We start from the raw sequence: 16,330 nt of genomic DNA, 5'->3' as shown, positions 1-16,330 counted from the left end.
TTCATGAGTCTTCTAGCCGAGTACATGACCGCAGTGCGCAGTCACACCGCCGCGCTCCCGCCCGGCCAGGAGAAGGCCGAGATCGAGGCGTGGCTCGCGTTCGCAACCACGCACCTCCAGCGCCTCACCGAAACCGCCTCAGCGCCAAAGCTCCCCACGCCGCCCAAACCCGGCGCCGCCGACCTTGAACCCTTCCTCCGCGGCTGGAGTCCGTACGGGCCCCACTCGTACTGAGCCCCACTGCGGCTCACAACTCACGCACTCTCTCCGAAAGTGGGCAAAGCCGGACCTATCACCCGCAACTCACCCAGCACCGGTCCGCGACCCAGCACGGGCGTTCGCATCCCATCCCAGCACGATCCCAGCACGGTAGGGATGAGCAGGGGTGATGACAGGTGACGAGGGGTCAGTTATCCCAGCACCATCCCAGCACGGGAAAAAACCAGGGGCCCGACTCCGAAGAGTCGGACCCCTTCTGACCTGCATGTTTGCCAAATCAGCGACGTGGTGATAAGTCACCCGCTACACATTGAAGCGAAACGTTGAGTGTGGCGCTCCCACCTGCGAAAACGACCTTCCGTGTGGCCTCATCCAGCACCGATCCAGCACCGTCGGGCCTCATTCAGCACATCCAGCACCACATGCAACATGGTCTTGCGCCGACAGGCCCTGGGCACCGGCCGCATGGCGCTCTGCAGGATCTCCCGGCATCGGCTCCAGGCCGGGGGCACGAGGTGTCCGTAGATGTCGACAGTGACCTTGATGGACCGATGCCCAAACCAGCGGGAGACCTCGTGGATGGGGATGCCGTTGGCGAGCGCCGTCGAGGCGAAGAAGTCCCGCAGGGTACGCGGCGTGTACTTCGGCCGCCCTTGGCTGCCCACCAGCCCTGCGGCGAGGCATCCCTTCCTGAAGTGGTAGTCGTACGTCGACGCAGCGGCTATCACGCCCTTGTTGTACCTGCGGGGGGTGAAGAACCCTGTCAGTGGGCGGCCAGGGAGATGGCGATGTAGTGCGCGGTGAAGGCTGCCACGGTCAGCGCGTGGAACACCTCGTGGAAGCCGAACCAGCGGGGTGAGGGGTCGGGGCGCTGGAGGGCGTAGACAATCGCGCCCGCGCTGTAGAGGAGACCGCCGGCCACGATCAGGGTGAGTACGGCTGCTCCGCCGGTGTGCAGGAAGTCGGGCAGGTAGCGCACCGGTGCCCATCCCAGGGCCAGGTAGCACGGCGTGTACAGCCAGCGCGGGGCCCCGACCCACAGGACCCGGAACGCGATACCGGCCAACGCGCCCAGCCACACGATCCACAAGAGCACGGACCTCTGGTCCGGCGGCAGGAGGAGCACGGCCAGGGGGGTGCAGGTGCCGGCGATGATCAGGAGGATATTGGCGTGGTCGAGGCGTCGCAGAAGAGCCTCGCCGTGCGGCCCCCAGGTGCCGCGGTGGTAAATGGCGCTTGTCGCGAAGAGCAGCCAGGCGGTGACCGAGTAGACGGCGCAGGCCATGGTTGCCTGCGGGGTGCGAGCCAGGCAGATGAGAACGAGGCCGGCGATCAGCGCGGCGGGGACCATTCCGGCGTGGAGCCAGCCACGCAGCCTCGGTTTGATCGGTTCCACCAAGTCGGCCGCGTGCTCCACCAGAGCGGCAACCGGGTGACCATTTTCTGCGGCACCGTTACCTTGTGGTTCTCGGAGCATCCCGAATTCGCGGCGCTCCCCACGCTCCGAGGCGACGTGGACACATTCAGCCTCAGCGGCGTCAAGGGGCACGGCTTCCCGTCCTCCCCCGGACTCCTGGGCGTCACTGGCAATCATGCGTTCATGCTATGAGAGCTCGCAGGAAAGTCTGTCGAGAGGTCGGTTGTAATGCCCATCCCATGTCGCCGGGTGTGGACTCTCCCGCTGTGCGGCCCCTTGCTCCCGTCACCGATGGAACATTCAAAGCCGAGTAGATCGGCTGGTCACGGGGAACGATCAGGGCTTCCGAACGGGCACCACCGCTCGCCTACCCGCAAGGACCACCGATGCTTCCTGAGGTCCACCCTCACGTATCCGCCTCCCTCAGGGGCCAGTTGGAACACCAATTGGTCCTGGCTCCAGACCTCGGAGCCAGCCATCTCGATGTGGAGCGCGTCGCCGGCATCGCAGTCGTCGCGGCTGCGCACTCTGGTGGCTATGCGGCCACCGGCCACCTCCTCGGACTGCTGGCCGCGCTCCCCGCCCCCACCGAGACCGGCGAACGCTTCTGGTCGGACTTGTGGAGGTCCTCTGGCACCGCCTACCTGCTACCCGCCACCATCAAGGCCGACGTGTTGCAAGCCCTGGCAGGCAAAGGGACCGCTCTGGCCCGGCAAATCCTCTCCGCTGTCGATGAGATGACCCCGCCACAGCGCGTCGCAGCCGGGGAGGTCATCGGCCAAGCCCTCGCCGAATCCGACCATTTCCCCGACCTTAAAGACACAGGTCATCGGAGAACTGTGGCTTCGAGATCTCGAACTCACCGCCTGGCACGTCCTGCACGCCGACCGCAGGGCGGACGATCCCACTGGCCGGAAAGCCTTCCTCGAATCCTGGACGAACGTCTGAAGGTCCGCTCCTCTACCTGCACGACAACAGCCTCACAGGGCATGCGGCTCCCGAGCCGCCGCGCGGCGCACAACCACGGCCTCCGTCATATGCGGGTAAGCGCGGGCTCCCCCGTGGCGCATCGGCTGGGGGTGGGCGGCGTCAGCCAGGCAGCTTGTTGAACTTGCGGATCTGCTGGTCGAAGATCCGGGCGGGGGCGAGGCGACGCGCCAGGCTCATGCGCTTGGCGAACGGTCCCGCGGGGGAGCGCAGCCGGTCGAGCGCTTTCCCGCCATGGCCTTCTGGAATCCGCCTCAGACGGTCATGCGCTTTCGATCTCCGCTACTGGTGACAGAAAGGCTGCCGCATGGGCGTTTGTGACGAGCCGGGTGCCTCATTACGTTCCCGCAGTGGGGTAGCTTGCCTTCTCGTGCTCGCCAGAAAAGTCGTGTCACCGGGTACGTACTGGGGCGAGCACGAGAGCGGGAAGGGCTCCCCCATGCGAGACATCGGAACGGACGGACTGGGTGAGGCCCTGGCCGCAGCTGAGGCCGCACCGCCGGTGGAGTCCGTCGACGTCATAGCCGCAACGTTGCGAATACAGCTCGGGGCCAGGTCCGTGTCGTTCCTGATCACCGACTTCACCGGCGCCTCCGTCGTCCGCCTGGGCACCGCGGACGACCTCGACGTGGAGCGTCCCGCAGATCCGATCGCCGTCTCCGGCACTGTCTACGACGAGGTGATACGGACGCAACGGCCGCATGTGGAGGCCGTAGGGGGCGGTGCTTGGACGCGGGTGATCGCACCGGTCACCAATCGCGGGGATGCGCTCGGGCTGCTGGAGCTCCATCTGCCCCACCACCCCGGCCCGGCCACCCTGCTGAAGATCAGCCGGAGCGCCCACGCCTTGTCCTACATCATCATCGCGAACCGGCCCTTCACCGACCTGTACCAGTGGGGCCGGCGCACCAGCCCGCTGAGCCTGGCCGCCGAGATCCAGCACCGGCTGCTGCCCACGTCACTGGCCTGCGAAGCCGCCCAGTTCGCAGTTGCCGGCGCCTTGGAGCCGGCCGAGTTCGTTGGCGGCGACACCTTCGACTACGTCATAGACCGCGACCATGTCCAACTGTCTGTCACCGATGCCATGGGGCATGACGTGGACGCCGCCCTCTTGGCCACCCTCCTCGTCGGCGCACTGCGCCGCGCCCGCAGGCAGGGAGCCGACCTCCGGGAACAAGCACAGACCGCCGACCAGGCCGTGGCCAAGCACAGCGGCGGCCGCTACGTCACCGGACAACTGCTGCGTATCAGCCTGCACGACGGACGAACCGAGTTCATCAACGCCGGCCACCCCTGGCCTGTGCGCCTGCGCGGCGGCAAAGTCGAGGAGATCGCGCCGACCATCGACATGCCCTTCGGCTTCCTGGCCCCGCACACCTACACGGTCCAGCACCTGGACCTGCGGGCAGGGGACCGGCTGATCATGCTCACCGACGGGATGCAGGAGCGCAGAGCCGCGGACCTCGATCTGCCTGCCCTCATCGAGAACACTCAAGACCTGCACCCCCGGGAGGCCGCCCGTGTCCTGATCGAACACGTCGTCCATGCCCATGACGGGCTTCTACAGGACGACGCCACCGTGATGTGCCTGGACTGGTACGGCACCGATTCCACCCGCCGCGACGCCGACCACGGCGCCGACCTCGCCGAAGCCTCCCCCACGGTCGGACAGCACACCGCACCCCCAGGGACCGCAGACCCCCGAAGTTGAAGTTGCCCAGCCAGCCTCAACCCAGGACAAGAGTCCGCGCCTAGTCCAGGGACCGACTCGACGCGGATGTGCTCCGACTTGCGCCCCCTCGGACCTGCTGCCGGACTAGAATCTCAGAGAGTGACCTGAGGGTGGGGAATCCACATGGTCGCATATGGGGACATCCTGTTTGCCGCCCACAGGCACCCCCCCGTGCCTTCAGCGACAAGACCTCAGCGCCGTCCTGCCCGAAACCGGCACCGCAAAAAAGCAGCCCTCTGGTCGACGAATATAATCGGTCCCATGTCGAAGCCTGACGCGCTGCTTGTTGACGTTGCCGCCCTGGTGGAGTCCGGGCACAGCAATCAGATGCCTCTGACCGTGGTCGCCGGTGGTGCTGTCATCACGGGCCGACTGGCTCCCGAAGCCGTCTGGAGGCAGCGGGTGTCGGAGGTCCTGGCGGACTCGGCCCGCCTGAGCGGCTTTTCCGCCATGTTCACCACTGCGGCACGCGAGGACGGACCGCCCGCGCATCTGCACTTCCATGTGGCTCGGATTCTCCAGGGCACGGTGGGGATCCCGGAGACAGGCGGGATGTACCGGGTGGCGATCGAAGACGTCAGCGCATGGACCATGGGCGACTTCAGCTACTCCGAGCACTGACACACTGCCGCGCCGAGAACCTCGGTACGCGGTGAGGGTCCGACCGGCGCACCCCGGTCGGACCCTCACCGCTGCTCTGCTGACGGCTCGCGCCTGCCCGTCGGTCAGGCTGCCGCAGGGGCGCCGAGCATCGCGGAAGCCTGCTGTATCGGGGTGCGAGCCCTCGTGAGTGCGGCGGCCTGGGGAAGTTCGCGGCAGGTGAAGCCGAGCTGGGTCATGGCCCGCAGGACTTCGCCGGCACTGAAGTCACGGCGGTCCTGGCGTGTGACGACCTGGCCGACCTGTTTGACGGGGTAGGTGCGTCGGCCGATGATCACGGACTCGCCGGAAGCCTGCTCGGGCTTGACGCCCTTCATCGATTCCAGGACGCCGCTCCTGGTGAGGTCGAACGGAAAGCGGGCGATGACACAGCGCATGATGCCTCACAGGGAGAGGAACGAAGAGGGAGTGGTTCTGCCGCAGTGGAGACGGCTCAGCGGGCAAGGGCGAGGACGCCCAAGGCACTGCCGTGTTCGTCGACCACAGGCAGGGCATCAACCTGGCTGTAGCGCATCATGTGCCCAGCTTCGGCCATCGTGGTCACAGGCGAGGTGAACGGCCCGCGGTCGCCGAGGATGTCCCGCAGCTGGACCCTGTCCGAGTACGCGGAGCCGTCACGGGCTGCTGTGAGATGAGCCTGGGTGACCAGTCCGATACACAGGCCGCTGTCGTCGCAGACAAGCAGATGCCCGGTACGGGCACTGGCCATGACGGACAGGGCCACCTCGACGGTCATGTCGTCACAGACCTGCGGTCCGGCGGTGTCCATGACGTCGGCCACCGTGCTGTGTACGGCAGTGGCATTCGTCGAGCGGGGCTGCACCTGAACCAGCGTCAAAAGGTGCCTCCTGCATGAGTGGGTCAGCTTCCGGATCACGAAGTTCTCAGGCCGCCGCGTCGAAGGAGGACTGCCGCACGGTCACGCGCCGGGCGGCCGAGGCGGGGCTGCGCCGGCCGCGTGAGGACGCGCTGCGCTGACGCCGCTCGGCCACCGGCGCGGTGATCGTCACGGGGATGCCGGAGGGGGTCTGGGCGCCGGTGATCCGGCCGAGTGCCTCTTCGCCGGAGCGGACCTGGGTGGTCTGGGGCACGATGCCGGCGGCGGTCATGAGGCGGGTCATGTCGCGGCGCTGGTTGGGGGTGACCAGGGTGACGACACTGCCGGACTCCCCTGCCCGCGCGGTACGGCCGCCGCGGTGGAGGTAGTCCTTGTGGTCGGTCGGCGGGTCGACGTTGACGACGAGGTCGAGGTTGTCGATGTGGATGCCGCGGGCGGCGACGTTCGTGGCCACGAGCACGGTGACATGCCCGGTCTTGAACTGAGTCAGAGTCCGGGTGCGCTGCGACTGCGCCTTCCCGCCGTGCAGGGCGGCGGCCCGCACCCCGCTGGCCAGCAGGTGGTCGGTGAGCTTGTCCACGGCCCGCTTGGTGTCCAGGAACATGATCACCCGGCCTTCGCGTGCCGCGATCTGCGTCGTCGTGCGGTGCTTGTCGGTGCCGTGGACGTGCAGCACGTGATGTTCCATCGTCGTCACCGCGCCTGCGGACGGGTCGACGGAGTGGACGACCGGGTCGGTGAGGTAGCGGCGGACCAGGCGGTCGACGTTGCGGTCCAGGGTCGCGGAGAACAGCATGCGCTGGCCCTCGGGGCGGACCTGGTCCAAAAGCGCTGTGACCTGGGGCATGAAGCCCATGTCGGCCATCTGGTCGGCCTCGTCCAGGACAGTGATCGCGACCTGGTTCAGCCGGCAGTCACCGCGGTCAATGAGGTCCTTGAGCCGACCCGGCGTCGCGACGACGACCTCTGCGCCACCACGCAGCGCGTTGGCCTGCCTCCCGATCGACATTCCGCCGACAACGGTGGCCAGGCGCAGCCTCACCGAGCGGGCATAGGGGGTGAGCGCGTCGGTCACCTGCTGGGCCAGCTCACGCGTCGGCACGAGAACCAGGGCCAGCGGCTGACGGGGCTCGGCGCGCTGACCGGCGGTGCGGGCCAACAGCGCCAGGCCGAAAGCGAGAGTCTTGCCGGAGCCGGTGCGCCCGCGCCCCAGGGCATCACGGCCCGCCAGGGTGTTGGGCAGGGTCGCACCCTGAATCGGGAACGGAACGCTCACGCCCTGCGCGGTCAGCGCCGCCAGCAGCTGCCCCGGCATGTCGAGGTCGGCGAACGCCTCGACCGCGGGCAGCGCGGGAGTGACCGTCTTCGGCAGAGCGAACTCTCCCTGCACCGCCGCGGGCCGCCGACCATGTCCGCTCGACCGGCTCGGACCCCCTGCACGGCTCGGGGCGGACGAGCCGAGGCGTGCGCCCCGCCGCGAACCGGCGTCGGAGCCGAAAGCGAGAGAGTCGGTCCGGTTGCGGCTGGAGGAACGGCTGTTCGTACGTGTGGGGTTCATCGAGAACCTTCCTTGATACACGGCACGTACCAAGGAATTCCCGCAACGGAAAAGCAGTGCAGGGAATCACAAGAAACGGGCCGAATGGGAATGCGAAAAAGGATCTGGTGTGTCGTGAATCTGGCGCGGGACGAAGGCGATGAAATGAGCGAGTCACACGGGACGTGAAATCCCGGACGTCGACCGGTTTCAGCTCCGAAGAAGCACGGACCCCTGGAGAAGAAATGCAGGCGATGCTCAGGGGAGACCACTGCGGGAAATGTCCGTAGCTGGGGCCCGCACCCCGAGGGATGCGGGCCCCAGCTACGAAGTACGCGACAGCGTCAGGCCGGAACGATGTTCTCGGCCATCGGGCCCTTCTGGCCCGGCGCAATGTCGAAGATGACCTTCTGGCCTTCGAGCAGCTCACGGAAACCCTGGGCGGCAATGTTCGAGAAGTGGGCGAACACGTCAGCGCCGCCACCATCCTGCTCGATGAAGCCGAAACCCTTGGCCGCGTTGAACCACTTCACAGTGCCTGATGCCACGTCATGTCTCCTTTGGGGCAGTACGCCGGGATCCGCGATGCCAGGTACCCGGGTCGCCGCGATGATGCCCCGACCGGAAAATGACCGGCAATAAAAGCGCTTCCAGTGGCCGACAATTCCGGCGAAGGCGCTTGAAGTTTTGGGAACCACAACTGCAACTGAGATCGACAGTAGCATGAAGTAACGGCCCGGGCACGGCAAATAATTTCGCTCTGTTAGTTGCGGTACAAACACTCCCCGCATGGCACGTTAAACTCTGACCTCACGGTCATAGATATTGCCCCACCCGGAACGCACGGTTTCATGAAGAGCGGTCGCTGTACGCGGCTGGGAGAGCACCATTTCCCGGTGGCATCCTCCTGCCAGCCGGCGCCACCATCAGCCAACACGCCGATTTCGCCGGCCACCGCCGGCTGAAGGTCGGCGCACATGGTTGGGGTGAACAGTCGGACGGCAGAACCCGCCCGGGGCAGCCGTATGCTCCGAGCGTGGGCGGGAAGGCCAGGCGGGGTTGATGTCCTCGGCCGTGGGGGCACTTCGGGCCCGGGCGGTATCGAACGGGGCTTGACCTCCGGGAGCTCACGGAAACCCGAGGCGTTGATCGCGGAGTAATGGGCGTAAGCGTCCGGCGTCTCCCGCAACGTGCCGGAAGGCGGAGGGTATCGCCCTGGTTCCTGCGGCACAGCAGATCACCCACGCCGAAGTCGTGGGCGAAGGGGACTTTCGAACCACGACAGTTGACGCAGACGCCCACACACCCTGGCACCACAGGAAACGATCCAGACGTCACGCCCCGACACGTGCGTGCGGCGACCCGCCGGTGCCCGGCGGGCGCACTGCTTCAGGCCACGGGCGGACTGAACGATCCAGCGGCGCGGTGGTGTTCGGCGTTGATGCGCTGGGCTTCTTCGAGCTGGTCTTCGAGGATGACGATGCGGCAGGCGGCCTCGATGGGGGTTCCGGCATCGACGAGTTCGCGGGCGCGGGCGGCGATGCGCAACTGGTAGCGGGAGTACCGGCGGTGACCGCCCACTGAGCGGAGCGGGGTAATGAGGCGGGCTTCGCCGATGGCGCGCAGGAAACCCTGGGTGGCGCCGATCATCTCGGCGGCCCGGCCCATCGTGTAGGCGGGGTAATCGTCGTCATCGAGACGGCTAAACGAGTCGTCTGCTGTCACTTGCACCTCTCTGCGGAACACGTTGGAGGGGCCCTGGTGCCATGTGGCACCAGGGCCCCGAAGGAACTGCTACACCATCCGCCGGCCCTGTTACTGCGCCGACCTTTTGTTTCCGCTGACCCGACCGGAATGCTGTCGGGGATACGGGGATCGCGGTTGCTTGACCGGAGACCACCTCACTATCGATGTCCTGCGGTACCCGGGCCCATTGATTCCGCCCGGGCGATCCTGATGGTGCTCAACTCCTCCGTTCTTTCCCTCTGGACGAACTACTTACCAAGCGGGAACTGCGTACTGCTGATCTTGCGAACCGCTGGTGGCCTCCACTGCGCCACTCTTCGGCAGCCAGCCCCGTCGCCCGTCCTGCATCTGCTCTGGCTTAGAACCCCACTGCCGAACCTCTCGGCACGCGCGCCCGCAGCCCGACGCCTTTACCGAGGAACCGCTGACAAATTCACTGCTAGTCCTGCGAACTACATCTTCTGAACTGCTCTTGCGGTATCGCTCACGGCGGCCCCTGATCACTGCGGGCCACCCGGTCCGGCCGCCAGTCCCGTCGCCGTCCCTGCAACAACCCTGGCTTCGAAACTCCGCCACCGCACCGTCCTGCGAACTGCCTGTACTGCGGTACTGCTGCCCGGCAGTTCATCTCTGCCGGGCCTTGCTTAATCTCGGCTACGAGAGAAACCATAACCACACCAGCATCCAATGTCTACTCCAGCCACCACAGATTTTCGTTCGCCAGTAAGAGAGATGGTCGACCTCGACCGCAGAGGGGGCACGCGGCGGTCCCACGCCGGCCGGGGAACACCTGCTCTGAGCAGCGCCGGTATGCAGCCTCGACGCCGTGAGCGCCGCAGCTTCCCCGTCCGGCTGCGGGGATGTTCGGCCGGACACGTTCCATAGCCGGGGGGTTTATGCGGTTTACGCGTGCAGGGCGGGGCACAAGCACCGGGCAGGCAGGACCCGGCATTGACGACCAGAGACCAGGGTGACCTGATGGACACGATGAGCGTCAACGTTGCACCCGTCCGTTCCGCGACGTCCGTCGCCGAAGCTCGCGAAAGCGCCCGGGACTTCCTCGAAGGTCTCGCGCAGCCGACGGTCGCAGCCGAGGATGCCGACACCGTGGTCCTGGTCGTCTCGGAACTCGTCACCAACGCCCTGCGCCACGGCGGCGGTACCCGCACCCTGGATCTGACCGCGCCCCCGGACAGCATCGAGGTGGCCGTGCACGACAGCAGCCCGCAGGCGCCGCGCATGCGCACCCCCGATCTGAACGGCGGCACCGGAGGATTCGGTTGGCCCATGGTCAACCGCCTCGCCCGCGCCACCGCGGTTACCCCCCGGCCCTCCGGCGGCAAGACCGTAAGTGCCCTTCTCAGCCGGTAGCGCCAACGCACCTGTGCCCGCCAGCGTGACGGGTGCGCGTCCCGGCCCCTGTCCGTACGGGCAGGGGATCGGAAGATCTCCGCACCGCCGCGCGACCTCTTCCATCACCTCGGTACGCGGGGCAGCACGTGCAGCGAACCGGCTCCTCCTCTGGTTGACGTGGGCGACGGGCCTCGGCAGAGCCTGGACCGTCTCCGGCTGCGGCCGCGCTGTTGATCACACCGTGCCTTCCCGGTCTCGGGGTGTGCACGCCAGGGAGAGGAGCTCGGCAGCCGACGTCCGCAATCGCGTCTGCCCTCGCGGCCTGCTGCGCGTTCCTCACCGCGAACGCGGTTGCCTCACCGACAATGGGTGAACAAGATTCCAGACGCTTTCCCGCCTGCGATCCCATCAGGCGGCGTTCGAGAGGCTGGCACATCGTGGACAAGCCAGTGACAGGGTGGACCTTCTTCACCAACCACGCCCGTGTACTCGTGGCCATCGCCCGCGAGCCCGGGGTGCGGATCCGCGACATCGCGGCCTGCCGCATTTCCGAACGCACCGTGCAGAGCGCCGTCGCCGACCTTGAAAAGGGTGGTTACCTCAGCCGGAAACGGCACGGGCGACGCACGCACTACACCGTCCACCTGGACGGCACGTTCCGCCACCCTGCCGAAGCCCATCTGCCCGTCAGGGCACTGCTGGCCCTGTCGCCGGACAGAAACCCCGGTCGAGGAGTCACACGCCAGCCATGGGGAGACTGATCTCCTCATCCCTTGACCGGGCGCACTGGAGGCTGGGGCGGAAGGCGATCTGTCCCGGGGGTGAGGGGCAGGCGAAGACAGAGGCCGCTGCGGTCGAGCGCGCGGCGGATGGCGGAACTCGCCGCCGAGAGGGTGAGGCTGCCGTCGGCGTGCTGAAGGGCGCTGCGGATACCGAGCAAGGTGTAGAGACTGGCGTTGTCGCACCAGGTGATGGCGGACAGGTCCAGGACGAGATGCCGCTTGCCATCGGCCATGACGTCCACGACCGTGTCACAGAGCCTCGGGACGGTGGCGCCGTCCAGCTCCCTGGCCAGAAGGAGGCGGACCTCATGACAGCCAGCGGTAGACATGTCCTCAATAGCCAGCCGCTGTTGGGCATCGGTGGTGTCGTACGTGCCCATCATCTGGCCCGTTCTGGTGCACTGAGGGGAAACGTCAGGGAGCGCACGATGATGCCATGGGCGGCGCCGGTCCGGGCAGACGCTGTGGCCACCGTGGCCACAGCCGGCATCCCGCTGAGTTCGGCGTGAAGGCCGCCGCGCTGCTGGAGGTAGGGCGGCGGCCGTGTGCGCGGGGACCGGAGCACCCCACTCGCCGGCCTCGCGCGGCGTGTCCACGCCGGTCGCAGTGGGGGTCGGCGTGTCGAGACAAGCGCGAAAGCCCGCGAGTTGTTGATCTTGAAGTCCTGAAAGGTGAGGGAGTTGGCTGTCCTGCGGAGTACCGGATAAGTTCTGCGGCACGAACAGATGCGGGTACGTCGGTATCTCCAGGCAGATCACGCATCGGTGAGAGGGGCGTGCCGCCCCGGGTGACGTACGAACAGCTCGCCGGGGAAGTCTGCCAACAGGAGTCAGACGACGGCTTATGGCACGAGGGGGAGGCGCCTGCCTGATGAGCAGCTCGCCGGCGCTCGAGCCGGGCGGTGCCGACCGCGCACCGCTGCCCCGCTCCAAAACAGAGTCCCCCGCACACCACTTGCAGACCCGCCGGGCAACCGCACCGCCCTTGCCGCCCCCGACGTACGCGCGCGACCTGCCGGGCTGGCAGCACATCGGCACCGCGCTGCGCCGGACCCCCGCCTCGGTGTGGAACGACAACGTGACCGACTTCGCTGCCGCCCTCACCTACTACGCGGTGCTCGCGCTCTTCCCGACGCTTCTTGTCACGGTCTCGCTGTTGGGAATCGTCGGCGCCTCGACCACCGACAACCTGATCAGTAATGTGATCGCTGTCGTGCCGGCCGAGTCCCGCCCCGTCATGCAGAGCACGTTGCGGGGCATGGCGGAGCAGCACACGGCTGCGTGGACGCTGGCTGTCTTCGGCATGATCGGCGCCCTGTGGTCCGCCTCCAGCTATCTGGGGGTCTTCCGCCGAGCCCTGCATGTCATGCACGGCGTTGAGGATCTGCGCCCGGCGTGGAGGACGGCACCACGGCTGGTGATGACCGCTCTGGTGCTGCTGATGCTTCTGGTTTCCAGTGCCCTGGTGCTCATCCTGACCGGTGAAGCGGCCCACACCGTCGGCCGGCTCGTGGGCATGGGCAGCATGGCCGGTAGCGCCTGGAACGCGCTGAAATGGCCGTTCCTGCTGTGCCTGGTCGCGATCTTGGTGCTGGTGCTGTTCCGCTCGGGTCCGGCCGGGACACGTGGGGTGCGGCAGAGGCTTGTGGGAGACGCTCTGGCTGTGGCCCTGTGGCTCGTCGCCTCCGCGAGCTTCGCCCTCTACGTCTCGCACGTCGACACCTACAGCCGGCTGTACGGGTCGCTCGCCGGGATCATCGTCTTTCTGGTGTGGCTGTGGCTGTCCAACCTGGCCCTCCTCGCCGGCGCCCAGTTCAACGCCGAACTGGCCAAACTCCGCCGTCGGTGACCAACAGGGCACAGGCTGGGCAGCCTTCGTCCCGGCCGGCCACTCCATTCCCTCGCGCCCAGCCCCCCAGGAAAAGCGACGACCCGTACGCCAGGCGCCGTAGCCAGTGCCACTGACAACCGCTGCCCGTCCCGTCACGCCGCATGCCACAGAAGACCCGCATCGGCACGGGTGAGGTTGGAAAAGGGTGAGAGCGTGACACACTCAACTGGTCTGTCGGTGACCAGTGGCCGCCCCGGTCGTTGAGGAGCCTGACGACGCGCTGCTACGCCGCATGCCCTGCCTGCGTGCACGCCGACATCTTCGGACCGGGACGAACCCCCGCGCAGCGCCTGCCGCTTCACGACGCGGATACCGGAACGTCCAAGCGAACCAATGTGGGGCTAGGAGCTTGTAATGGCGCGGATGGTCCTGCGTGATAAGACCGCGACGGAACCCGGAGACCGGGTTTCCGGAAAACCTCCCATGTCTGTGCTCGGCCGGGTACTGGCCATGCTGTTGGCCTTCGCGGCGATGGTGGGATTCGCGGTGGTGCTCGCCCGGCTGACGCTGGACCCCTCGGCGGCCTCCGTGCCATTGACGCACAGTAATCTACGCCCTGGTGACTCCATCCGTGCCTATCTCGCCAAGCCCGCGTCCCTTGACACGGTCAAGCAGCTCGGCGGCAATATCGTGATGGGTGTGCCGTTCGGTGTGCTGCTGCCGGTGCTGGTGCCCCGAACGCGAGGGCTGGTCCGGGTGGCGGTGGTCACCGCTTGCGTGATGCTCCTCGTGGAACTCGTTCAAGGCGCCCTGATCGTCGGGCGTACCTTCGACATCGATGACGTTCTGCTCAACACCACAGGTGCTCTTCTGGGTTACTTGCTGATCGGCCTCTGGTTGGGCCGTGCAGTGCATCCCCGGCGCCGCCACTGGTGGCACCGATTCACCAAACGCCCGGTAACTGCTACGGATCCGGCATAACTGAGCCTTTTCAGCCGCCCCTCCGGCGAGTGAGGTATCGCGCGGTGTTGACGAGGTCGGCGAGCAGGGCGGTCACGACAGTGCTGTCCGAGCCGTCATCCATGACATCAGTGGTGATGCTGGAGCCGCCCGGGCCGCCTGACCCGCTGCCGCCGGTCGATGAGGCGGCGACGGCCCGGGCCCCGGCTGCGACCGAGGCCCTGGTCCGGCAGGGGAAGGTTTCCGGGTCAGTCGGCGCGATGGTGATTCCTTCACAGCGCGGGGCGCTGGTGGCGGTCGGTAGCGGCGCCGGGGAACGGTACGTCAACGGCCAGGCACTGACCGAACAGTGGGCGGCCCGGCTGCGAACAGAGCTACCGGACGCCGCCTCGGACGTGGCCAGGCTCCAGACGATGCGGGCGCAGTGACAGGACGCGCCGGCGGCGGACCGCTCCTTCGAGCTGGGCGGGTGCACCGATCCGAACTGCCACGACGTCCACTGACCCCGGGGCCGTCCGCGGCCGGGGTACGGGTCGGTGCCGCGCGCGGCAGCGTGCGGACGGGGCGTTGGGGGAGCCGGTTTCGGGGCACCCTTCACGGGGTGAGCGAGAACGACCGGAACAGGCAGGACGCCGAGAGCCCGTCCGCTGCGGCGGCGGGGCCAGAGGATGTGGGCAGGCTGCGTGACCAGCTCGCCGAAGCAATCACCGCGATCCGTTCCCAGGGGCCATGCTGATAGGGCTGAAGCCTGCCCCTGCAGGCGAGGGCGAGGGTGACGAGGCTGTGCTGACCGAATCAGACGACAGAGCAGAGTGAGACGGACAGACCATGATCCATGCAGCCGATATCCGTGAGTGGCGCAACCACAGCGTCGTCGACCCCAAGGGCCGCAAGATCGGCGTGCTCGAAGCCATCTACGTGGACACCACCACCGACGAACCTGCCATGGCCACGGTCCGTATCGGACTTCCCACCCGTCACCAGCTGGCTTTCGTGCCCCTCGACGAGGCGATCCTGGGACCGGACTACGTCAAGGTCTCCTACGACAAGGCGCTGGTGAAGAAGGCGCCCACGGTCGGCATGGACGATATCCTGCCCGCTGAGGCAGAGGAAGCGATCTTCCAGCACTACGACCTGACCTACCAGCCGGGCGCGGGCGGCGAGAGGCAACTCGCGCGCCGTTGACCGCCCCGCGCTCATCCCGAAGGAGGTGTTCGTGTCATGGCTCTGTTCCTGTTTCTCGTTCTGGTCGCCGTCGTGCTGGGAATCGTCGGCGTGGCGGTGGAGGGGCTGGGCTACCTGCTGATCATCGGCATCGTGGTCCTCGTGGCCGCTGTGGCCTTCATCGCGGTGCGATGGTCCCGGCGCTCCGGCCGCCGCCCCATCCGATAGCGCCGGATAGCCCAGGGTCCCACCTGCCGCGGCGTTCACCGACCTCGCCCCCGGCGGCGTGACCTTCCCGCTCGTGGGCGCGTTGGACAAGCGACACGCGCCCGCGACGGGTCGCCCATCACGTCGACAACCATCAACTCGTGCGCCCACAGCAGGTGGAAAAGCACCGGCAGCACCGTCACCGGCTCGCCCACCGCTCAGGCTCCGTCCATCAGCGCCTGCGGCTCGATGAAAGCCTCCAGCAGGCGCGAGGACAACGGCTCCACCCTGTGTCGGGGATGGCGGTAGCCGGCCAATCACCGCACGTTCCGCACCAGCACCGGATCCGCAGTCGAAGGCCAGCAGCATCACGTGGTCCCGCTCCAGCCAGGACCCGTACCCGACGTGCCCACCCGCCGTCGCCGACCACCACAAACCCGGCAAGTTCCACTGGCCGCGGTACGACGCGAACGCGCGTACAGTGCAAGATCACGCTGGCCTATGCAAGGTCGCATGCAGCTTAGAGCTGACGCATGCAGGGTCAAGCCGTACCGGACAGCGGGTGCAGATTTGTTTCCGCATGAGGCCACGAAGCCGTGAAGAAAGCGTGTAGACGGAGCCTCTACCCGGCCGCCTCTCGCACAGGGCAGCGCGCTGTGCGAAACCCAGCACGGGCGTTCTCATCCCATCCCAGCACGATCCCAGCACGGTACGGATGACCAGGAGTGATGACAGGTGACGAGGGGTCAGCTATCCCAGCACCATCCCAGCACGGGAAAAAACAAGGGGCCGGCTCCCGGAAGAGCCGGCCCCAATTGACCTGCATGTTTGCCACGCCGTCAAACGTGGTGTTATTTCACCCGCTCACACATTGAAGCGGAACTCCACGAGTCGGTGT

At 67.1% G+C, this 16,330-nt stretch carries 18 protein-coding genes and 1 pseudogene; 11 read left to right on the top strand and 8 right to left on the bottom strand.

Going from position 1 to position 16,330, the window contains the following annotated elements; all coding sequences use genetic code 11:
* Window positions 1-234: pseudogene (locus tag J7E89_RS39405) on the top strand (hypothetical protein); the annotation flags it as partial.
* A 353-nt stretch (window positions 235-587) separates the two neighbouring features.
* On the opposite strand, the gene J7E89_RS39400 reads toward J7E89_RS39405, so the two are convergent.
* Both J7E89_RS39400 and J7E89_RS39395 read right to left on the bottom strand, forming a co-directional pair.
* Window positions 588-947 (bottom strand): tyrosine-type recombinase/integrase, encoded by a 360-nt coding sequence (locus tag J7E89_RS39400; protein ID WP_251061712.1) that lies wholly within the window; start codon window positions 945-947, stop codon window positions 588-590.
* A gap of 35 nt (window positions 948-982) precedes the next feature.
* On the bottom strand, window positions 983-1,813 hold the full coding sequence (locus J7E89_RS39395) for a hemolysin III family protein (RefSeq protein ID WP_251061711.1): 831 nt from the start codon (window positions 1,811-1,813) through the stop codon (window positions 983-985).
* A gap of 1,249 nt (window positions 1,814-3,062) precedes the next feature.
* Here J7E89_RS39395 and J7E89_RS39390 point away from each other — a divergent pair.
* Together J7E89_RS39390 and J7E89_RS39385 are read left to right on the top strand one after the other, a co-directional pair.
* Window positions 3,063-4,334, top strand: a complete 1,272-nt coding sequence (locus J7E89_RS39390) for a PP2C family protein-serine/threonine phosphatase (RefSeq protein ID WP_214981224.1) — start codon at window positions 3,063-3,065, stop codon at window positions 4,332-4,334.
* Between the two features lie 282 nt (window positions 4,335-4,616).
* A complete protein-coding gene (locus J7E89_RS39385; protein WP_214981222.1) occupies window positions 4,617-4,976 on the top strand; it encodes a hypothetical protein in 360 nt (119 codons plus the stop codon).
* 104 nt (window positions 4,977-5,080) lie between these two features.
* On the opposite strand, the gene J7E89_RS39380 is transcribed toward J7E89_RS39385, so the two are convergent.
* The 5 genes from J7E89_RS39380 to J7E89_RS39360 form a co-directional block, all read right to left on the bottom strand.
* A complete protein-coding gene (locus tag J7E89_RS39380; RefSeq protein WP_214981220.1) occupies window positions 5,081-5,392 on the bottom strand; it encodes an SCO5918 family protein in 312 nt (103 codons plus the stop codon).
* 56 nt (window positions 5,393-5,448) lie between these two features.
* Window positions 5,449-5,853, bottom strand: a complete 405-nt coding sequence (locus J7E89_RS39375; protein ID WP_214981218.1) for a CBS domain-containing protein — start codon at window positions 5,851-5,853, stop codon at window positions 5,449-5,451.
* Window positions 5,854-5,899: 46 nt separating this feature from the next.
* Window positions 5,900-7,411 (bottom strand): DEAD/DEAH box helicase, encoded by a 1,512-nt coding sequence (locus tag J7E89_RS39370; RefSeq protein ID WP_214981217.1) that lies wholly within the window; start codon window positions 7,409-7,411, stop codon window positions 5,900-5,902.
* 323 nt (window positions 7,412-7,734) lie between these two features.
* Entirely contained in the window at window positions 7,735-7,938 is a 204-nt protein-coding gene (locus J7E89_RS39365) for a cold-shock protein (protein WP_214981215.1), read from the bottom strand.
* 841 nt (window positions 7,939-8,779) lie between these two features.
* A complete protein-coding gene (locus J7E89_RS39360) occupies window positions 8,780-9,115 on the bottom strand; it encodes a MerR family transcriptional regulator (protein WP_214981213.1) in 336 nt (111 codons plus the stop codon).
* 999 nt (window positions 9,116-10,114) lie between these two features.
* Between J7E89_RS39360 and J7E89_RS39355 the strand changes: the two genes are divergently transcribed.
* Window positions 10,115-10,507, top strand: coding sequence for an ATP-binding protein (locus J7E89_RS39355; protein ID WP_214981230.1), 393 nt, complete (start codon window positions 10,115-10,117; stop codon window positions 10,505-10,507).
* Window positions 10,508-10,926: 419 nt separating this feature from the next.
* Window positions 10,927-11,250, top strand: a complete 324-nt coding sequence (locus J7E89_RS39350) for a helix-turn-helix domain-containing protein (protein WP_308315765.1) — start codon at window positions 10,927-10,929, stop codon at window positions 11,248-11,250.
* Window positions 11,251-11,255: 5 nt separating this feature from the next.
* On the opposite strand, the gene J7E89_RS39345 is transcribed toward J7E89_RS39350, so the two are convergent.
* Window positions 11,256-11,654: an STAS domain-containing protein gene (locus tag J7E89_RS39345; protein ID WP_214981210.1), complete on the bottom strand. Its 399-nt coding sequence runs from the start codon at window positions 11,652-11,654 to the stop codon at window positions 11,256-11,258.
* 487 nt (window positions 11,655-12,141) lie between these two features.
* Here J7E89_RS39345 and J7E89_RS39340 point away from each other — a divergent pair, with 487 nt between their 5' ends.
* From J7E89_RS39340 to J7E89_RS39320, 6 genes are all read left to right on the top strand, one after another.
* Window positions 12,142-13,119 (top strand): YihY/virulence factor BrkB family protein, encoded by a 978-nt coding sequence (locus J7E89_RS39340; protein ID WP_214981207.1) that lies wholly within the window; start codon window positions 12,142-12,144, stop codon window positions 13,117-13,119.
* Window positions 13,120-13,515: 396 nt separating this feature from the next.
* Complete coding sequence (locus tag J7E89_RS39335; RefSeq protein WP_374196990.1) at window positions 13,516-14,082, top strand: VanZ family protein; 567 nt, start codon at window positions 13,516-13,518, stop codon at window positions 14,080-14,082.
* Window positions 14,083-14,183: 101 nt separating this feature from the next.
* Window positions 14,184-14,489: a hypothetical protein gene (locus J7E89_RS39330; protein ID WP_214981205.1), complete on the top strand. Its 306-nt coding sequence runs from the start codon at window positions 14,184-14,186 to the stop codon at window positions 14,487-14,489.
* Between the two features lie 173 nt (window positions 14,490-14,662).
* Window positions 14,663-14,797 carry a hypothetical protein gene (locus J7E89_RS41985; RefSeq protein ID WP_285439349.1) on the top strand — a complete coding sequence of 45 codons (135 nt, stop codon included), beginning with the start codon at window positions 14,663-14,665 and terminating at the stop codon, window positions 14,795-14,797.
* Window positions 14,798-14,889: 92 nt separating this feature from the next.
* Window positions 14,890-15,246 (top strand): PRC-barrel domain-containing protein, encoded by a 357-nt coding sequence (locus tag J7E89_RS39325; protein ID WP_214981204.1) that lies wholly within the window; start codon window positions 14,890-14,892, stop codon window positions 15,244-15,246.
* Between the two features lie 36 nt (window positions 15,247-15,282).
* Window positions 15,283-15,453, top strand: coding sequence for a hypothetical protein (locus tag J7E89_RS39320; protein WP_214981202.1), 171 nt, complete (start codon window positions 15,283-15,285; stop codon window positions 15,451-15,453).
* Window positions 15,454-16,330: the final 877 nt, after the last annotated feature.

It is taken from the genome of Streptomyces sp. ISL-100 (genome assembly GCF_018614615.1).
In the GTDB taxonomy this organism is placed as follows: Bacteria; Actinomycetota; Actinomycetes; order Streptomycetales; family Streptomycetaceae; genus Streptomyces.
Note: the sequence above shows the minus strand (reverse complement) of the source record. Positions and strands in the feature narration are given on the sequence as shown.

What these genes read in the sequence shown, in the direction of transcription:
- J7E89_RS39385 (WP_214981222.1), top strand. Translation starts at nt 4,617, where the DNA reads ATGTCGAAGCCTGACGCGCTGCTTGTTGACGTTGCCGCCCTGGTGGAG.
- J7E89_RS39335 (WP_374196990.1), top strand. Translation starts at nt 13,516, where the DNA reads ATGGCGCGGATGGTCCTGCGTGATAAGACCGCGACGGAACCCGGAGAC.
- J7E89_RS39390 (WP_214981224.1), top strand. Translation starts at nt 3,063, where the DNA reads ATGCGAGACATCGGAACGGACGGACTGGGTGAGGCCCTGGCCGCAGCT.
- J7E89_RS39370 (WP_214981217.1), bottom strand. Translation starts at nt 7,411, where the DNA reads ATGAACCCCACACGTACGAACAGCCGTTCCTCCAGCCGCAACCGGACC.
- J7E89_RS39330 (WP_214981205.1), top strand. Translation starts at nt 14,184, where the DNA reads ATGACATCAGTGGTGATGCTGGAGCCGCCCGGGCCGCCTGACCCGCTG.
- J7E89_RS39355 (WP_214981230.1), top strand. Translation starts at nt 10,115, where the DNA reads ATGGACACGATGAGCGTCAACGTTGCACCCGTCCGTTCCGCGACGTCC.
- J7E89_RS39340 (WP_214981207.1), top strand. Translation starts at nt 12,142, where the DNA reads ATGAGCAGCTCGCCGGCGCTCGAGCCGGGCGGTGCCGACCGCGCACCG.
- J7E89_RS39345 (WP_214981210.1), bottom strand. Translation starts at nt 11,654, where the DNA reads ATGATGGGCACGTACGACACCACCGATGCCCAACAGCGGCTGGCTATT.
- J7E89_RS39320 (WP_214981202.1), top strand. Translation starts at nt 15,283, where the DNA reads ATGGCTCTGTTCCTGTTTCTCGTTCTGGTCGCCGTCGTGCTGGGAATC.
- J7E89_RS39325 (WP_214981204.1), top strand. Translation starts at nt 14,890, where the DNA reads ATGATCCATGCAGCCGATATCCGTGAGTGGCGCAACCACAGCGTCGTC.
- J7E89_RS39380 (WP_214981220.1), bottom strand. Translation starts at nt 5,392, where the DNA reads ATGCGCTGTGTCATCGCCCGCTTTCCGTTCGACCTCACCAGGAGCGGC.
- J7E89_RS39395 (WP_251061711.1), bottom strand. Translation starts at nt 1,813, where the DNA reads ATGATTGCCAGTGACGCCCAGGAGTCCGGGGGAGGACGGGAAGCCGTG.